Source organism: uncultured Kordia sp. (assembly GCF_947496985.1).
In the GTDB taxonomy this organism is placed as follows: Bacteria; Bacteroidota; Bacteroidia; order Flavobacteriales; family Flavobacteriaceae; genus Kordia.
Map to the genome: position 1 here is coordinate 1 of NZ_CANMEZ010000006.1, position 14,564 is coordinate 14,564.

Below are 14,564 nucleotides of genomic sequence, written 5' to 3' on the forward strand. Positions count from 1 at the left end.
GAGCGACTGACGAAAGCGTGACCGTTTTTTTCTTTTAATTATCAAAAGAAAAAAACGGAAAACCCAAATTCAGTAAACTATATAAATATGATTCAACTATGCTTTACGAAAAGAAGCCATAGTTTCCATGAATCTAATTTGGAGCTATTGCAATATTTACATTTGCAATTGGCCAAACTCCTGGCGCCGGAAAACTAATCCCTTTATTATCTCCACGTGCAACATCTTGCCCAAAATAATACAATGGCCATCCTTTGTAAGTTAATTGATTTCTTCCATGAACATCGATTGTACCAAAATCACTATTTTCTAATATACTTGGTATTTGATCCAATGTTATTTCTACAATTGGCCATACACTATTATTTGAAAAGTCTGAGTTTGTGAAGTTATTATTGTTATTGGTATCATTAGCAAACGTATACAATGTTTTACCGTTAACATTTACAATGTAACTTGTTTCACCATCACCTAAGGTATAATTACTTGTGTAATTATTACCATCATGTCCTACCAATTGAGATTTTGCATACATTAACGAATAATCTGGCTTAGCAACATACCATACATTATTTATATCTTCTCCATTCGTATCTCCCGCCGCATTATCACTAGCGAAATAATATAAAGGCCAACCCTTGTAAGTCGTCTGTAATTCACCATCGGAACGTGTAATTGTTTCAAAATCTGAAGTACTTAATCCCGTACCTACCACGACATTTGGAGAATAAAAAATTGGCCAAACATCAATACAACCATCTAAACATTTTGAAGTGTCTTTAGTATCTTTAGAAAAGAAATAAAGAGTTTTACCACTAGCATCTGTTAAAATACTTCCTAAAGTAGAATCATTTGATAATTGAACCACACTTGCATTTGTTTCCGAATCCACTAAAGCTTCACCGTCATCATTACTACAACTTTGTAATGAAAATATAAATGCCATTAATAAGTACGCTGTTTCTTTGATTGTTTTTTTCATCATTTTAATTTGTATTTGTTTAATTTTCCACAAATCAAAGTATTACATACTATTTCACTAGCATAAATGTTTGCGAACGTGAATATACTAGAGGTGAAAGTGAAAAAAAAGAGTTGAAAAAACAGCAAATAATGTTTTATATTTTGTTTCACCTATTTCGATCATACTCCTCTTCAAGAGCCCCTGTTATCAAACTTTGTTAAACTGTATAAACATGAACATGTTTTGTTTGACTATACTATATATATTAACCTCTTTTAAGCTGTGTAATATTTTTTTGATATTATACCTATATATATTGTACAGGATTTTGGTTCGTATTATCTTTGTTGGCTTAATATTTATTTTTGTATGATAAAAATTACATTGCCAGACGGCTCAGTTAGAGAATTTGATTCGGGTGCCACTCCAATGGATGTTGCCAAGAATATTAGTGAAGGTTTTGCTCGAAATGTTATTTCGGCAAAGTTTAATGGTACAACCTTAGAAACCACCACTCCACTTACAGAAGATGGAGACCTTACATTATACACCTGGAAAAACGATGAAGGAAAGAAAGCTTTTTGGCATTCTTCTGCACATATTTTAGCGCAAGCTATTTTGGAATTGTACCCAAATGCTAAGCTATGGGTTGGTCCAGCTGTTGACAACGGGTTCTATTATGATGTGGATATGGGAGATGACACCATTACCGATAAAGATTTTAAAGCTATTGAAGATAAGATGCTTGAAATTGCAAGAGGAAAGCATGATTTTAAAATGCGCTCTGCAACTAAAGAAGAAGCATTGACTTATTATAAAGATAGAAATGATTATAAAGTTGAACTTGTTGAAGGTTTAGAAGACGGAACTATTACTTTTTGTGATCATGATACATTTACAGATTTGTGTCGCGGTGGACATATTCCAAATACTGGAATTATAAAAGCTGTTAAAATCATGAGTGTTGCAGGTGCTTATTATAAAGGAGATGAAAACAACAAGCAACTTACACGTATTTACGGGACTTCTTTCCCTAAACAGAAAGAATTGAAAGAATATTTAGCACTTTTAGAAGAAGCTAAAAAACGTGATCATAGAAAACTTGGGAAAGAGTTAGAATTATTCACTTTTTCACAAAAAGTTGGACAAGGTTTACCATTATGGCTCCCTAAAGGTGCAGCATTGCGAGGTCAGCTAGAAAGCTTTTTAAAGAAAGCTCAGCAAAAAGCTGGTTACGAAATGGTGATTTCTCCACATATTGGACAGAAAGATTTATATGTAACTTCTGGTCATTATGCTAAATATGGTGAAGATAGTTTTCAAGCAATTACGACTCCAAAAGCAGATGAAGAGTTTTTGTTAAAACCTATGAATTGCCCACATCACTGTGAAATTTACAATGCAAAACCTTTTAGTTACAAAGATTTACCAAAACGTTTCGCAGAATTTGGAACTGTATATCGCTACGAACAAAGTGGTGAATTACATGGATTGACTCGCGTTAGAGGATTTACACAAGATGATGCACATATTTTTTGTACACCAGATCAATTAGATCAAGAGTTCAAAAATGTAATTGACTTGGTTATGTATGTTTTTGGATCGTTAGGGTTTGAAGATTTTACAGCTCAAGTTTCTTTACGTGATCCTGAGAAGCCAGAAAAGTATATTGGTTCTGATGAGAATTGGGAAAAAGCAGAAAGCGCTATTATTAATGCCGCTAAAGAAAAAGAACTTAATTATGTTATTGAATATGGTGAAGCCGCTTTCTACGGACCGAAGTTAGACTTTATGGTAAAGGATGCGCTAGGAAGAAGCTGGCAATTAGGAACAATTCAGGTTGATTATAATTTACCGGAACGTTTCGACTTAACATATAAAGGAAGCGACAACGAGTTACACAGACCAGTTATGATTCACCGTGCACCGTTTGGAAGTATGGAACGATTCATTGCAATTTTACTAGAACATACAGGCGGAAATTTCCCATTATGGCTCATGACTGAACAGGCTATTCTATTACCTGTCAGTGAAAAATATGAGAATTACGGGAAAAAAGTTTTAAATTTGTTAGAAAATCACGAAATTCGCGCCCAAATAGATAACAGAAACGAAACTGTAGGAAAGAAGATTAGAGAGGCAGAAATGAGCAAAGTCCCATTTATGCTTATCATTGGAGAGCAAGAAGAGAAAGATGGCACAGTTTCTGTACGAAGACATGGAGTTGGCGATATTGGAACTTTAACGATGGAAGCTTTTGCTGACATGGTCAAAGAAGAAATAAATAATAGCTTGAAACCATTTAATGTTTAACTTAAAATTTTAGAACCATAGCAATACGAAGAAAAAGAAGTAGAGCTCCTAGACGAGAAATCAAGGAAGATCCACACAGAATTAACAGAAAAATCAATGCTCCTGAAGTACGACTTGTAGGAGACAATGTAGAAATTGGTGTTTACCCAACAAGAAAAGCGCTTGCCATAGCAGAAGAACAAGAATTAGATTTAGTTGAAATTTCACCTAAAGCTAATCCACCTGTTTGTAAAATAATGGATTACAAGAAATTCCTTTATGAACAGAAAAAACGTGAAAAATCATTAAAAGCCAAGGCAACGAAAGTAACTGTTAAGGAGATTCGTTTTGGTCCACAAACTGATGATCACGATTATGAGTTCAAAAAGAAGCATGCTGAAAAGTTCCTACGAGAAGGAGCCAAATTAAAAGCATATGTTTTCTTTAAAGGACGTTCTATTATCTATAAAGATCAAGGTCAAATCTTATTGTTAAGATTAGCGCAAGAACTAGAAGAACTAGGGAAAGTGGAGCAAATGCCAAAATTAGAAGGTAAGCGTATGATTATGTTCATCGCACCAAAAAAGAAATAAAAATAATAAGCGAAGTATTTAAACAACTTAGGAATTATGCCTAAAATGAAAACAAAATCCAGCACTAAGAAGCGTTTTAAGCTTACTGGAACTGGTAAAATTAAAAGAAAGCACGCTTTCAAAAGCCACATCTTAACAAAGAAGTCTAAGAAGCGTAAGCTAGCATTAACTCACAGTACATTAGTACATGATAGTGATGTTAATAGTATTAAAGAACAATTACGTTTAAAGTAATCCGTTCTTTCGGTTAAATCAAATTATAAACCCTGGAGTTAGGCTCAATAAAAGAATTCAATTTTGAATCGCCTACTACAAAAACACATTTAAAAGTATGCCAAGATCAGTAAACGCGGTTGCTCGTAGAGCCCGAAGAAAAAAGGTATTAAAACAAGCCAAAGGTTACTTTGGAAGACGTAAAAACGTTTGGACAGTTGCAAAGAATGCGGTTGACAAAGCTATGAGTTACTCATACAGAGACCGTAGAAACAAGAAAAGAACATTCCGTGCATTATGGATTACTCGTATTAATGCGGGTGCTCGTTTAAATGGAATGTCTTATTCTAAGTTTATGGGGAAAGTTAAAGCTAATGACATCGAATTAAACCGTAAGGTTTTGGCCGATTTAGCAATGAATCACCCAGAAGCTTTCAAAGCAATCGTTGATAAAGTAAAGTAAATCGTCAAATAATAATATATATTTCGCTTATAAAAGCCAACTCAAATGAGTTGGCTTTTTTTATATACATCAATCAATATAATTTTTAATTTACTTAAAGCTTCGTAAGTAATACATCAAAAATAAGTCAGGATTTTTATTTCTGCTGACACTTACAAACTTCTTTTTTACACACAATCTCTGCAGGTAGGAAGTTCTGTTTGTGTAATACAGGTTCCTATAACGCTAACGCCACATGTTTTTTCTTTCGTCTCAAAGCAAATATTAATTCCATTCACGTCAAGTGTACGAATACACTCTTTAAATGAATTATCAATATTTCCTCCTTTCTTGTTTAAAAGATCTAGCTTTGATATCACCTTTTTGTTTAGTGACAATTGTCTCAATTTGCTTTTTTTCATATAATTTGATTTTAATTAATAATGAAACAAAACAACCTATAAATTCTGGAATTAAAAACACAAGCTACCCTAAATTGAATGATTTATGCAACTCTAATTCTACAAATTTTTAAATGAAAAAAGCGAGCTACAGCTCGCTTTAAGTTAATAGGTACTACTTATTTACAAGTAACTACTTTCGCCATTTCCATAAATCATCTGTAGCTGTATAACCTCCAGTAATAGAGTTTGGCTTTTCAACTTTAAACTGTTCAAATTTTTCTAACATAATACATGGTTTTAAATTAATAAGTGATTTAAAGCTACTTATTAAGTATGAAAATGAAAACCATAGTTAGCGTGAATTAGATGATTTATGGATATATCAGAATACTAATATATATATATATATATATATATATTACTTTTTCCATTGATAATACAGACTAAAGAAATCTGCATCTATGTAGTGAAAAATCACAAGTTCTTTTGCAATTGCGTATTGAATACTTTTTACTTTCTGCGGTTCGTGCTTTGTAAAAAAAGAATAATCAAGCGATGTATATTCATCTAGTCACACTTTTTGTTCACTAGTATTTTCACGAATTAAAACAAAAGTATTAGCTATAGGAAGTAACTTTTCAAAAACTATTCTATAACCATTTTCATCAAATTTAATACAGTCCAAAGTATCAACTGAAGTAACATCTTGATTTTTTATCTTATCTAAACTAGAAAATACTACTTTCCTCCACTCTTTTCCCAAGGCAACCTTTTTAATAATATATGACTCAGAAACAAAATTTTCAGGAGCTACATTTCTATTGTATGATATTTCATTAATGCCTACAATCTAATATGTATATTTTTTACTCTCTTTATACATAGCAACATCTGACAAGTAGACCTTAATATCATCTACGATCTTTATACTATCTTTTTTTAATTCATGATTTGAATACACCTTACTATATGACATGATCATTGTCGAATCTGTTCGTATATATAATTCTTCTCCATAAGCGCTATCCACTACCAAGCCTCCTTTTTGAGCAAGTCCGATCTGAATAAAAACTATATTTACAATAACAAAAAAAAGGTGTTTTTTCACGTTTTCTGCTTTTTCTTCTTTGCAGCTGGAAAAAGAATATTATTTAAGATTAATCGATAACCTGGAGAATTTGGATGTAGTTCTAATTCCGTTTTAGGATCTCCTACTCTATGCTGATAATCCTCAGGATCATGCCCACCATAGAATGTAAAAAAACCTTTTCCTTTGATTCCATGAATGTAACGCCCTTCTCCATTAGTTCTATTTTCTCCCAATATTAGTACTGATGGTTTTATTTGAGAGCGATCAAAACTTGTCGTTTGCCCCATAAAGCCTTTCACCAAAGCTGTATGATTTTGACATAACATGGTTGGAATTGGATCCCATTTGGCTGAAAAATCCATCAACGTGAAATAATCTGCATCTTTTGCAATTCGCCTTTTAGCAGTCATATCAATAGATGAAAATTCATATTTTGTAGAACTTCTTTCAAGTTCAAAGTCTGTAAATGCAAATGTTTTATTATAATCTATTTTGTTTTGGTAGTTTCTATCAGACACATCTCCATCAAACATTGGTTCACAAATATCTACACCTTCAGCCGCTAATGCAATATCAAAACTATCTGTTGCGCTACACATGGCAAACATAAATCCACCACCAATAACATAATCTCTTATTTTTAGAGCAACATCACGTTTTTCCTCTGATACTTTATCGTATCCTAGTTTTTTAGCCAATGCTTCAGCTTCTTTCTTTTCACGAATGTACCAAGGCGCTGATCTGTAAATCCCATAAAACTTACCATATTGACCTGTAAAATCTTCATGGTGCAAGTGCAACCAATCATACTGAACCAAACCATCTGCCAAAACTTCTTCATCGTAAACTACATCATACGGAATCTCCGCATATGTCAATACCATCGTTACCGCATCATCCCAAGGAACATTTCCTTTTGGAGAATATACTGCAACTTTTGGTGCTTTTTCTAAAATAACAGCTTCTTGATTTTTACTTGGACTTGCTATTTCTGCTAACATTGTAGCCGTTTTTGAATCAGAAAGGATTTCATATGAAACACCTCTAATTTTACATTCTTTTTCAACCGCATCAATTGCTGGCAATAAAAATGAGCCACCTCGATAATTGAGCAACCATTTTACTTTGATCCTTTTTTCCAAAGACCAATAGGTAATTCCGTATGCTTTTAAATGATCTTTTTGAGATTCTACATCCATTGGAATGAGAATATATGACGCGTAACTACTTACTGAAAACAATAAGAGAACGATAAGAGTGATGAGATTTTTACTTTTCAATTGCATTTTCTTTTATACAAGGGAAAGATACGCAAAATTACACCTATGCAAAAGAATTTATCGTTTCTATAACAGAATACCCAATTGTGCCAATGCTTTACAGGTTATCGCTTTTTATTTTTTTTGAAATTCTTTTTGATTAAATGCACTCGAAACTGACTCTACATTGTTTGTAAAAATAGATCAGACACTCTTTCATACGGAACAAGTTGTTGAATAATACCCACAAAATTACTTCAGCTGCTTCAATCCTGAAACTAAAAATGGCATAATTGGCAGGCAACTCATCACTTTGATATCTTCTAGAATGGAACTTTCATTCCCTAAAAATGCCAAAATAGTTTCAATTTTTCGATTTTTAAATATCGTAGTGAAGATTTCTTTTCCTTCTAATTTTTCAGATAGAATGACTTCTAGCAAAGTTCTATCGTACCATTGATACATTTTTTCTCTAAATGTTACTTTTGGATTTGGATGTTTTCCTTTTTTAAGTAATTCAATGATATTTTCAGTGTGTTTTTGCACAAATTGAAACGTATAACCACTACTCGCTTTTGTAAATCCACCTGCCGTTCCTAGGTTGATAATATGTTTTCCGTTTGAAACGCTCCTCGAAAATTTAGCTAATGACATTGGAATAATACCAAATTCAGTATGCAAAATTTCATAATTATCAATACTTAAATAGTCTTTAATGTAACCTTCTAGTGTTTTTTTGTATTGTTCTTTTTTCAGAATTTTTTCAGTGAATAAAGTATATTCCACCAAAGCTTCCGTTTCACTTGTTGGCAATACATACATGAAAGTTGCGCCATGCTCTTGCGATAATCGAAAATCCATCAACCGACCGACAGTTGCATCAAAAACTGGAGTTTTAGTTTTAATTACCCAACCTTCAAAATGTTGTAATAACGAGTTGGCTGTGTCCATTTTTGGATAAAAAAGATTCGTAGAATTGAACACATACGCTGCTTGATACGTAGCATTTTTGGTAGTAACTTCTGCAAAATCATCTACAGAAGTAATTCCCGTAATATTTTCAGAAGTAAAAGTTATATTTTCAAATTGCTTTGCAAAATTGATCACATAGTTATAAAAATCAATTCCTTGAATCATTTTATAACGATAATTTGTCATGTCAAATTTATGCTGAAAATCGTTCGATAAAAACTCTAAGGTTTCCCATTGATGTGTCACAATAGATTCAAATAATCCATTTCCTTTTTCCCAGAAACACCAAGTACGATCATTTTTATTTTTTTGCTCTTTGTCTATAACTAAGATTTGCTTTTTACACAACTGCGGATCTTTTAAAATTCTGTACAGCAAACTGAGTCCTGCACATCCTGATCCTGCAATTATATAATCATATTTCATCTATAGGAATTTCTTAGAAGGGAACTTCGTTATCGTCTGGATTAAAATCGTTATTCATAGAACTCCCAAAAGCTTCGTCAGCACTTGGCAAATTATCCGTTTTGAACGTATCATCATTTGCTGCTTCGTTCATTTTTGAATGGAATTCAAACGGAGAATCGAATGTTTCCAAGTTATCAAACTTACCTAAGTGTCCTAAGAATTTCAATCGAATGTTATCCAAACCACCATTCCTGTGTTTTGCAACGATAAATTCTCCTTGCCCTTCCGTTGGTGAACGTTCATCATCATCCCATTCTTCAATTTTGTAGTATTCAGGACGATAAATAAACGATACAATATCGGCATCCTGCTCAATCGCTCCTGATTCACGTAAATCTGAAAGTAATGGTCTTTTTGTTCCTCCACGCGTTTCTACCGCACGTGATAACTGAGATAAGGCAATTACAGGAACATTTAATTCTTTTGCTAATGCTTTTAAGTTACGTGAAATGGTTGAGATTTCCTGTTCACGGTTTCCTCCTTTTTGACTTCCTCCAGCCGTCATTAACTGCAAGTAATCAATCATAATCATTTTGATTCCGTGTTGCGACGCTAAACGTCGTGCTTTTGCACGTAAATCAAAGATGGAAAGTGAAGGTGTATCATCAATAAATAAAGGTGCCTTTTCAAGTCCTTTTACTTTTACGTTTAATTGTTCCCATTCGTGTTTCGCTAATTTACCTGTACGTAATTTTTCTGACGAAAGTCCCGTTTCCGAAGAAATTAGACGTGTAATTAACTGTACAGATGCCATCTCCAGCGAGAAGAAAGCTACAGGAATATTTTGATCTACAGCAATGTTTCGTGCCATCGATAATGTCAAGGCTGTTTTACCCATACCAGGACGTGCTGCAATAATAATTAAATCACTCGGTTGCCATCCGGAAGTTAGTTTATCTAACTCTGTAAAACCAGTTGGAACACCACTTAACCCTTCTTTATTGGAAATTTCTTCAATCTTTTTCTTTGCCTGAATTACTAAACTCTGCGCCGTTTCCGAAGATTTTTTAATGTTTCCCTGTGTTACCTCATACAAACGTGATTCTGCTTTGTCCAACAAACTAAATACATCCGTAGTTTCATCATAGGCATCTTCAATAATTTCGTTCGATATTTTTATCAAACTACGTTGAATAAATTTCTGCAAAATGATACGTGCGTGAAATTCAATATGCGCAGATGAAGATACTTTTTGCGTAAGTGAAATCAAATAGAAATCACCACCTACCAAATCTAACTTTGAATTTTTACGCAATTGAGAAGAAACCGTTAATAAGTCAATTGGTTCAGAATTTTCAAATAATTGAAAAATTGCTTCAAAAACAAATCGATTTGCTTCTTTATAGAATGCTTCTGGACTTAGAATATCAATTACTTCATCCACACCTTTTTTGTCAATCATCATTGCACCAAGTACAACTTCTTCTAGATCGACGGCTTGCGGAGGTAATTTTCCTTTCTCAAGACTTATTAAATTACTTTTATCAGCTTTATATGTTTTCTTAGGGTTTACATTTTCCATGACTGCGAAAGTAAACAATTGATTTACTTTAGAGGTTTTAATTTTAGGTCGAATCTTAACGACACATTGTTGATAAGTTACTAAATTTTGTTCATAAGCGGAAAAAAAATCCGAAGCGTTAACTTCGGATTTTTATATTTCCTTATGTTGTATGGGTTTATCCTTTAAATTCACCCATTTTTGAATATTTGTCCATTCGTGAACTCACTAAATCCGCTTGTGATAAGTTTTTTAATTTGTCATAATTTGCAATAATAGCATCTCTGACAGCAATAAAAGTTCCTTCTCTATCTGTATGTGCTCCACCAAGTGGTTCTTTTATAATAGCGTCAATCACTTTTATTTTCATTGCGTCTGTAGCTGTAAGTTTTAACGCTTCAGCTGCTTTTTCTTTGTGTTCCCAACTACGCCATAAAATTGACGAACAGTTTTCAGGAGATATTACAGAGTACCATGAATTTTCTAACATTAATACACTGTCTCCAACACCTATTCCTAAAGCCCCACCAGAAGCTCCTTCACCAATAATGACTGTAATGATAGGGACTTTTAAACGTGTCATTTCAAGAATGTTACGCGCAATAGCTTCTCCTTGTCCACGCTCTTCAGCTTCTAATCCTGGATATGCACCTGGTGTATCAATTAACGTAACTACAGGAATTCCAAATTTCTCTGCTGATTTCATTAAGCGTAATGCTTTACGATATCCTTCAGGGTTTGCCATTCCAAAGTTTCTATATTGACGAGTTTTAGTGTTGTATCCTTTTTGTTGACCAATAAACATGTATGATTGATCTCCAATTTTACCAAGTCCACCAATCATTGCTTTGTCATCTTTTACATTTCTATCACCATGTAATTCTAAAAATGTATCTCCACATAATGCGTTGATATAATCTAATGTATACGGTCTGTTTGGATGACGTGATAGTTGTACACGTTGCCAAGCTGATAGATTTTTATAGATATCTTTCTTGGTACTTTCTAATTTTTTCTCGATTTGCTGACATGTTTCAGTAACATCAATATCACTTTCATGTCCAATAGCGACACATTTTGTCAGTTGCTCTTCTAATTCTTTTATAGGCAGCTCAAAATCTAAATATTCCATGCTTTTGAGGATATGTTTAGTTGTTTCAGTTTACAAATATAAAACTTTAATTTAGGAAACATCAATGCCAACATCGGATTTTCTTTTCCTTTTGTTTTTTATGATACCATTTGCTAGTACAGTTGCCACTACAAGTAAGCTTCCGTAGTAAAATTCTGGCGTCATTTTTTCATCTATTGGAAATAATAGCAAGGCTAATAAAACTCCATATATTATTTCTAGGTTATAAGTTAACACTACTGTGTAAGGGCTAATATATAACATTATATGTGTTGATGCAATAAAAGCATATGCTGTACAGACTGATGCCAATATTATGATATAAATCCAATCGTTAGTACTCAGAAAGAAAAATTCTTCATTTCCAAAACCGTCTGCTGCAAAGACAAGATAGATAGATATAAATAGTACTCCACATATGAACTCATAAAAAGAAATGGTTGTAGCATTGTGTTCTTCTACAAATTTACCATTTAATACGGCAAATAGTGAGGATAAAAATGCAGATATTACACCTAATATGATTCCGTTAATGTATTTAAATTCGCTATTCATGATGATAGAAACACCAATGATTACAATAACTCCAAAAATAATTTCATACCAAATTATTTTACGCTTATAAATAATAGGTTCTATGAATGATGCAAAAAATGCTCCTGTAGAAAACATTACTAAAGTGATCGATATATTTGAAACATCAATTGCAGCAAAAAATGTAATCCAATGCAATGCTACTACAATTCCGGCAATGGCAAATTTAAAGAATGTTTTTAGCGATATTTTTAAGTTGATCTTTGAAATTTTAATAAATCCAAACATAATAACACCAGCAATAAGCATACGATACCATACTAGTGGAATTGCTTGAATTGTTATCAACTTTCCTAGAATTGCAGTAAATCCTGCAATAAAAACCAGCAAATGTAGATGTAGATAGTTTTTAAGTTTATCGCCTAGCATTATACAACAAATATAGCGCTAAAACTCCAAAAACAATATTAGGAACCCAAACAGCCATCATTGGAGAGAATCCAGATTTCTCAGCCATTGTTCCAAATATTTTATCAAAGAATATGTATATGAAAGCTATCGAAATACCAAAAGCTAAGTTTATTCCCATTCCTCCTCTACGTTTCATAGATGATACCGCAACGGCTATAATAGTTAGAATAAAAGCAGTAATTGGCAAACTCCAACGCTTGTACTTTACTAATAAATGCTTACTTACATTTGGCGAACCCGCTAAGCGTTCTTTTACAATAAATTTATCGAGTTCTTTATAGTTTAATGTTTCAGCCATATATGTTACAGGCGTTAAGTCTTCTACTTCAAAAGGGAAGATAGTGTCAAATCGTCTTTGTGTAATAATACTATCATTCATAGCACCTATGTGTCGCTTTTTAAATCCACGTAACGTATATGTACTATCATCTTCATTGTATTTTAGAGAACGTGCTTGTATTTTATACTGTAACACATTGTCTTCAAAATGTTCTAATGTAAAATAGCTTCCGTTTTTCTGCTCAAAATTAAAACCTTTTAGATACACAAAATCATTGTCGGATACTTGCTTATATATTTCGGTATTGTCTCTTACTTTTTTACGATTCTTTTTAATGTATTCAAATCTAAATTCATTGAAACCTTTACTCGCATTCGGAACAATAAACATTCCCATCACAAATGCAGTGATTGCTACTATAGAAGCCGCTACAAGAAACGGGCGTAAGAAACGTAAGTATGAAACTCCTGAACTAAGAATGGCAATAATTTCTGTGTCGTTTGCCATTTTGGAGGTAAACCAAATTACCGATAAGAATAAAAATATAGGAAATAATAGATTGGCAAAGTAAATAACAAAATTGATGTAATACACTACAATAGCACCTGCTGGCGCTTTTGAAGCTAACATTTTGTCAATGTTTTCAGAAATATCTACCATAATTCCAATAGGAACAAAAAGCAATAACATTACAGAGAATGTTGCTAGGTATTTTTTAATGATGTACCAATCTAATATCTTCATACGTTATTATAGACGTTTATCCATTTGTTTAACCATCATATCTTTCCAAGTTCTAAAATCTCCTGCTAAGATATGTTTTCTAGCTTCTCGTGTCAACCAAAGATAGAATCCTAAATTGTGAATGGTTGCAATTTGTTTTCCAAGTAATTCATTTACAGAGAATAAGTGACGCAAATACGCTTTCGAATATTCTGTATCTACAAACGTAATCCCCATTTCATCAATAGGAGAAAAATCGTCTTCCCACTTTTTATTTTTGATATTAATAGTTCCGTGCGCGGTAAATAACATTCCGTTTCGTGCATTACGTGTTGGCATTACACAATCGAACATATCCACACCCAAAGCAATATTTTCTAGAATATTTATAGGTGTTCCAACGCCCATTAAATAACGAGGTTTATCTTCTGGAAGAATTTCACAAACAACATCTGTCATTGCATACATTTCTTCTGCTGGTTCACCTACAGACAACCCACCAATAGCATTCCCTACTGCTTCACGCGAAGCAATAAATTCTGCCGATTGTTTACGTAAATCTTTGTATGTACTTCCTTGTACTATTGGAAAAAATGCTTGACTGTAATCATATTTGAATGGTACTTTTTCTAAGTGATTGATACAACGATCCAACCAACGGTGCGTCATGTGCATCGAGCGTTTTGCATATTTATAATCACATGGATATGGTGTACACTCATCAAAAGCCATAATAATATCAGCTCCGATAGTACGTTGAATTTCCATTACATTTTCAGGTGTAAAGAAATGGTATGAACCATCAATATGTGATTTAAACTTTACTCCTTCTTCTTTTATTTTTCTGTTGGCAGATAATGAATACACTTGATAACCTCCAGAATCTGTCAAAATATTACGATCCCAGTTCATAAATTTGTGTAATCCACCAGCTTTTTCAAGAATTTCTGTTTTTGGTCGTAAGTATAAATGATACGTATTTCCTAAAATAATATCAGGATTAATATCTTCCTTCAACTCTCGTTGGTGTACTCCTTTTACGGTTCCAACCGTTCCTACAGGCATAAAAATAGGCGTTTCAATCTCTCCGTGATCTGTAGTAATCACTCCTGCTCTCGCCTTGCTTGCAGCGTCTTTTCCTTTTAAATCAAATTTCATGTATATACTATTGTCTACTATGTGTCGTTTGAGTTAGCAATATTTATTTCGGCTACAGCCAGATAATT

General features: G+C 33.1%; 15 protein-coding genes. 4 read left to right on the plus strand and 11 right to left on the minus strand.

The features are described from left to right. Positions 1–133 precede the first annotated feature (133 nt). Positions 134–985, minus strand: a complete 852-nt coding sequence (locus tag Q0828_RS15460; protein ID WP_298422970.1) for a hypothetical protein — start codon at positions 983–985, stop codon at positions 134–136. Positions 986–1,333: 348 nt separating this feature from the next. Here Q0828_RS15460 and thrS point away from each other — a divergent pair, with 348 nt between their 5' ends. The 4 genes from thrS to rplT all read left to right on the plus strand — a co-directional run bounded on the left by thrS (position 1,334) and on the right by rplT (position 4,525). Beyond that, positions 1,334–3,277 (plus strand): threonine--tRNA ligase, encoded by a 1,944-nt coding sequence (gene thrS, locus Q0828_RS15465; RefSeq protein WP_298422973.1) that lies wholly within the window; start codon positions 1,334–1,336, stop codon positions 3,275–3,277. Positions 3,278–3,336: 59 nt separating this feature from the next. Further along, entirely contained in the window at positions 3,337–3,849 is a 513-nt protein-coding gene (gene infC / locus Q0828_RS15470; protein ID WP_298423751.1) for a translation initiation factor IF-3, read from the plus strand. A 36-nt stretch (positions 3,850–3,885) separates the two neighbouring features. After that, positions 3,886–4,083: a 50S ribosomal protein L35 gene (rpmI, locus tag Q0828_RS15475; RefSeq protein ID WP_298422976.1), complete on the plus strand. Its 198-nt coding sequence runs from the start codon at positions 3,886–3,888 to the stop codon at positions 4,081–4,083. Positions 4,084–4,180: 97 nt separating this feature from the next. Next, positions 4,181–4,525, plus strand: coding sequence for a 50S ribosomal protein L20 (gene rplT / locus Q0828_RS15480; protein WP_298422979.1), 345 nt, complete (start codon positions 4,181–4,183; stop codon positions 4,523–4,525). Positions 4,526–4,692: 167 nt separating this feature from the next. Here the strand turns inward: rplT and Q0828_RS15485 are convergent, their stop codons facing one another. From Q0828_RS15485 to tgt, 10 genes are all read right to left on the minus strand, one after another. Then, a complete protein-coding gene (locus Q0828_RS15485; protein WP_298422982.1) occupies positions 4,693–4,926 on the minus strand; it encodes a hypothetical protein in 234 nt (77 codons plus the stop codon). A gap of 553 nt (positions 4,927–5,479) precedes the next feature. After that, positions 5,480–5,671 carry a hypothetical protein gene (locus Q0828_RS15490; protein WP_298422985.1) on the minus strand — a complete coding sequence of 64 codons (192 nt, stop codon included), beginning with the start codon at positions 5,669–5,671 and terminating at the stop codon, positions 5,480–5,482. 87 nt (positions 5,672–5,758) lie between these two features. Continuing rightward, on the minus strand, positions 5,759–6,016 hold the full coding sequence (locus Q0828_RS15495) for a hypothetical protein (protein ID WP_298422988.1): 258 nt from the start codon (positions 6,014–6,016) through the stop codon (positions 5,759–5,761). Next, positions 6,013–7,284, minus strand: a complete 1,272-nt coding sequence (locus tag Q0828_RS15500; protein WP_298422991.1) for an asparagine synthetase B — start codon at positions 7,282–7,284, stop codon at positions 6,013–6,015. Before Q0828_RS15500 ends, Q0828_RS15495 begins: the two co-directional genes overlap by 4 nt. 225 nt (positions 7,285–7,509) lie before the next feature. Then, complete coding sequence (locus Q0828_RS15505) at positions 7,510–8,655, minus strand: lycopene cyclase family protein (RefSeq protein WP_298422994.1); 1,146 nt, start codon at positions 8,653–8,655, stop codon at positions 7,510–7,512. A gap of 13 nt (positions 8,656–8,668) precedes the next feature. Next, positions 8,669–10,219: a replicative DNA helicase gene (gene dnaB / locus Q0828_RS15510; RefSeq protein WP_298422997.1), complete on the minus strand. Its 1,551-nt coding sequence runs from the start codon at positions 10,217–10,219 to the stop codon at positions 8,669–8,671. Positions 10,220–10,376: 157 nt separating this feature from the next. Next, positions 10,377–11,330 carry an acetyl-CoA carboxylase carboxyltransferase subunit alpha gene (locus Q0828_RS15515; RefSeq protein WP_298423000.1) on the minus strand — a complete coding sequence of 318 codons (954 nt, stop codon included), beginning with the start codon at positions 11,328–11,330 and terminating at the stop codon, positions 10,377–10,379. A gap of 51 nt (positions 11,331–11,381) precedes the next feature. Next, complete coding sequence (locus tag Q0828_RS15520) at positions 11,382–12,293, minus strand: DMT family transporter (protein ID WP_298423003.1); 912 nt, start codon at positions 12,291–12,293, stop codon at positions 11,382–11,384. Further along, positions 12,280–13,359: an LptF/LptG family permease gene (locus tag Q0828_RS15525; protein WP_298423006.1), complete on the minus strand. Its 1,080-nt coding sequence runs from the start codon at positions 13,357–13,359 to the stop codon at positions 12,280–12,282. Before Q0828_RS15525 ends, Q0828_RS15520 begins: the two co-directional genes overlap by 14 nt. Positions 13,360–13,365: 6 nt before the next feature. Next, complete coding sequence (gene tgt / locus Q0828_RS15530; protein WP_298423009.1) at positions 13,366–14,496, minus strand: tRNA guanosine(34) transglycosylase Tgt; 1,131 nt, start codon at positions 14,494–14,496, stop codon at positions 13,366–13,368. Positions 14,497–14,564: the final 68 nt, after the last annotated feature.

Excerpts from the sequence above, each read along its gene's own strand:
- Q0828_RS15460 (WP_298422970.1), bottom strand. The coding sequence starts at position 985 with ATGATGAAAAAAACAATCAAAGAAACAGCGTACTTATTAATGGCATTT.
- Q0828_RS15500 (WP_298422991.1), bottom strand. The coding sequence starts at position 7,284 with ATGCAATTGAAAAGTAAAAATCTCATCACTCTTATCGTTCTCTTATTG.
- Q0828_RS15515 (WP_298423000.1), bottom strand. The coding sequence starts at position 11,330 with ATGGAATATTTAGATTTTGAGCTGCCTATAAAAGAATTAGAAGAGCAA.
- thrS (WP_298422973.1), top strand. The coding sequence starts at position 1,334 with ATGATAAAAATTACATTGCCAGACGGCTCAGTTAGAGAATTTGATTCG.
- Q0828_RS15505 (WP_298422994.1), bottom strand. The coding sequence starts at position 8,655 with ATGAAATATGATTATATAATTGCAGGATCAGGATGTGCAGGACTCAGT.
- rpmI (WP_298422976.1), top strand. The coding sequence starts at position 3,886 with ATGCCTAAAATGAAAACAAAATCCAGCACTAAGAAGCGTTTTAAGCTT.
- Q0828_RS15525 (WP_298423006.1), bottom strand. The coding sequence starts at position 13,359 with ATGAAGATATTAGATTGGTACATCATTAAAAAATACCTAGCAACATTC.
- tgt (WP_298423009.1), bottom strand. The coding sequence starts at position 14,496 with ATGAAATTTGATTTAAAAGGAAAAGACGCTGCAAGCAAGGCGAGAGCA.
- Q0828_RS15485 (WP_298422982.1), bottom strand. The coding sequence starts at position 4,926 with ATGAAAAAAAGCAAATTGAGACAATTGTCACTAAACAAAAAGGTGATA.
- dnaB (WP_298422997.1), bottom strand. The coding sequence starts at position 10,219 with ATGGAAAATGTAAACCCTAAGAAAACATATAAAGCTGATAAAAGTAAT.
- rplT (WP_298422979.1), top strand. The coding sequence starts at position 4,181 with ATGCCAAGATCAGTAAACGCGGTTGCTCGTAGAGCCCGAAGAAAAAAG.
- Q0828_RS15520 (WP_298423003.1), bottom strand. The coding sequence starts at position 12,293 with ATGCTAGGCGATAAACTTAAAAACTATCTACATCTACATTTGCTGGTT.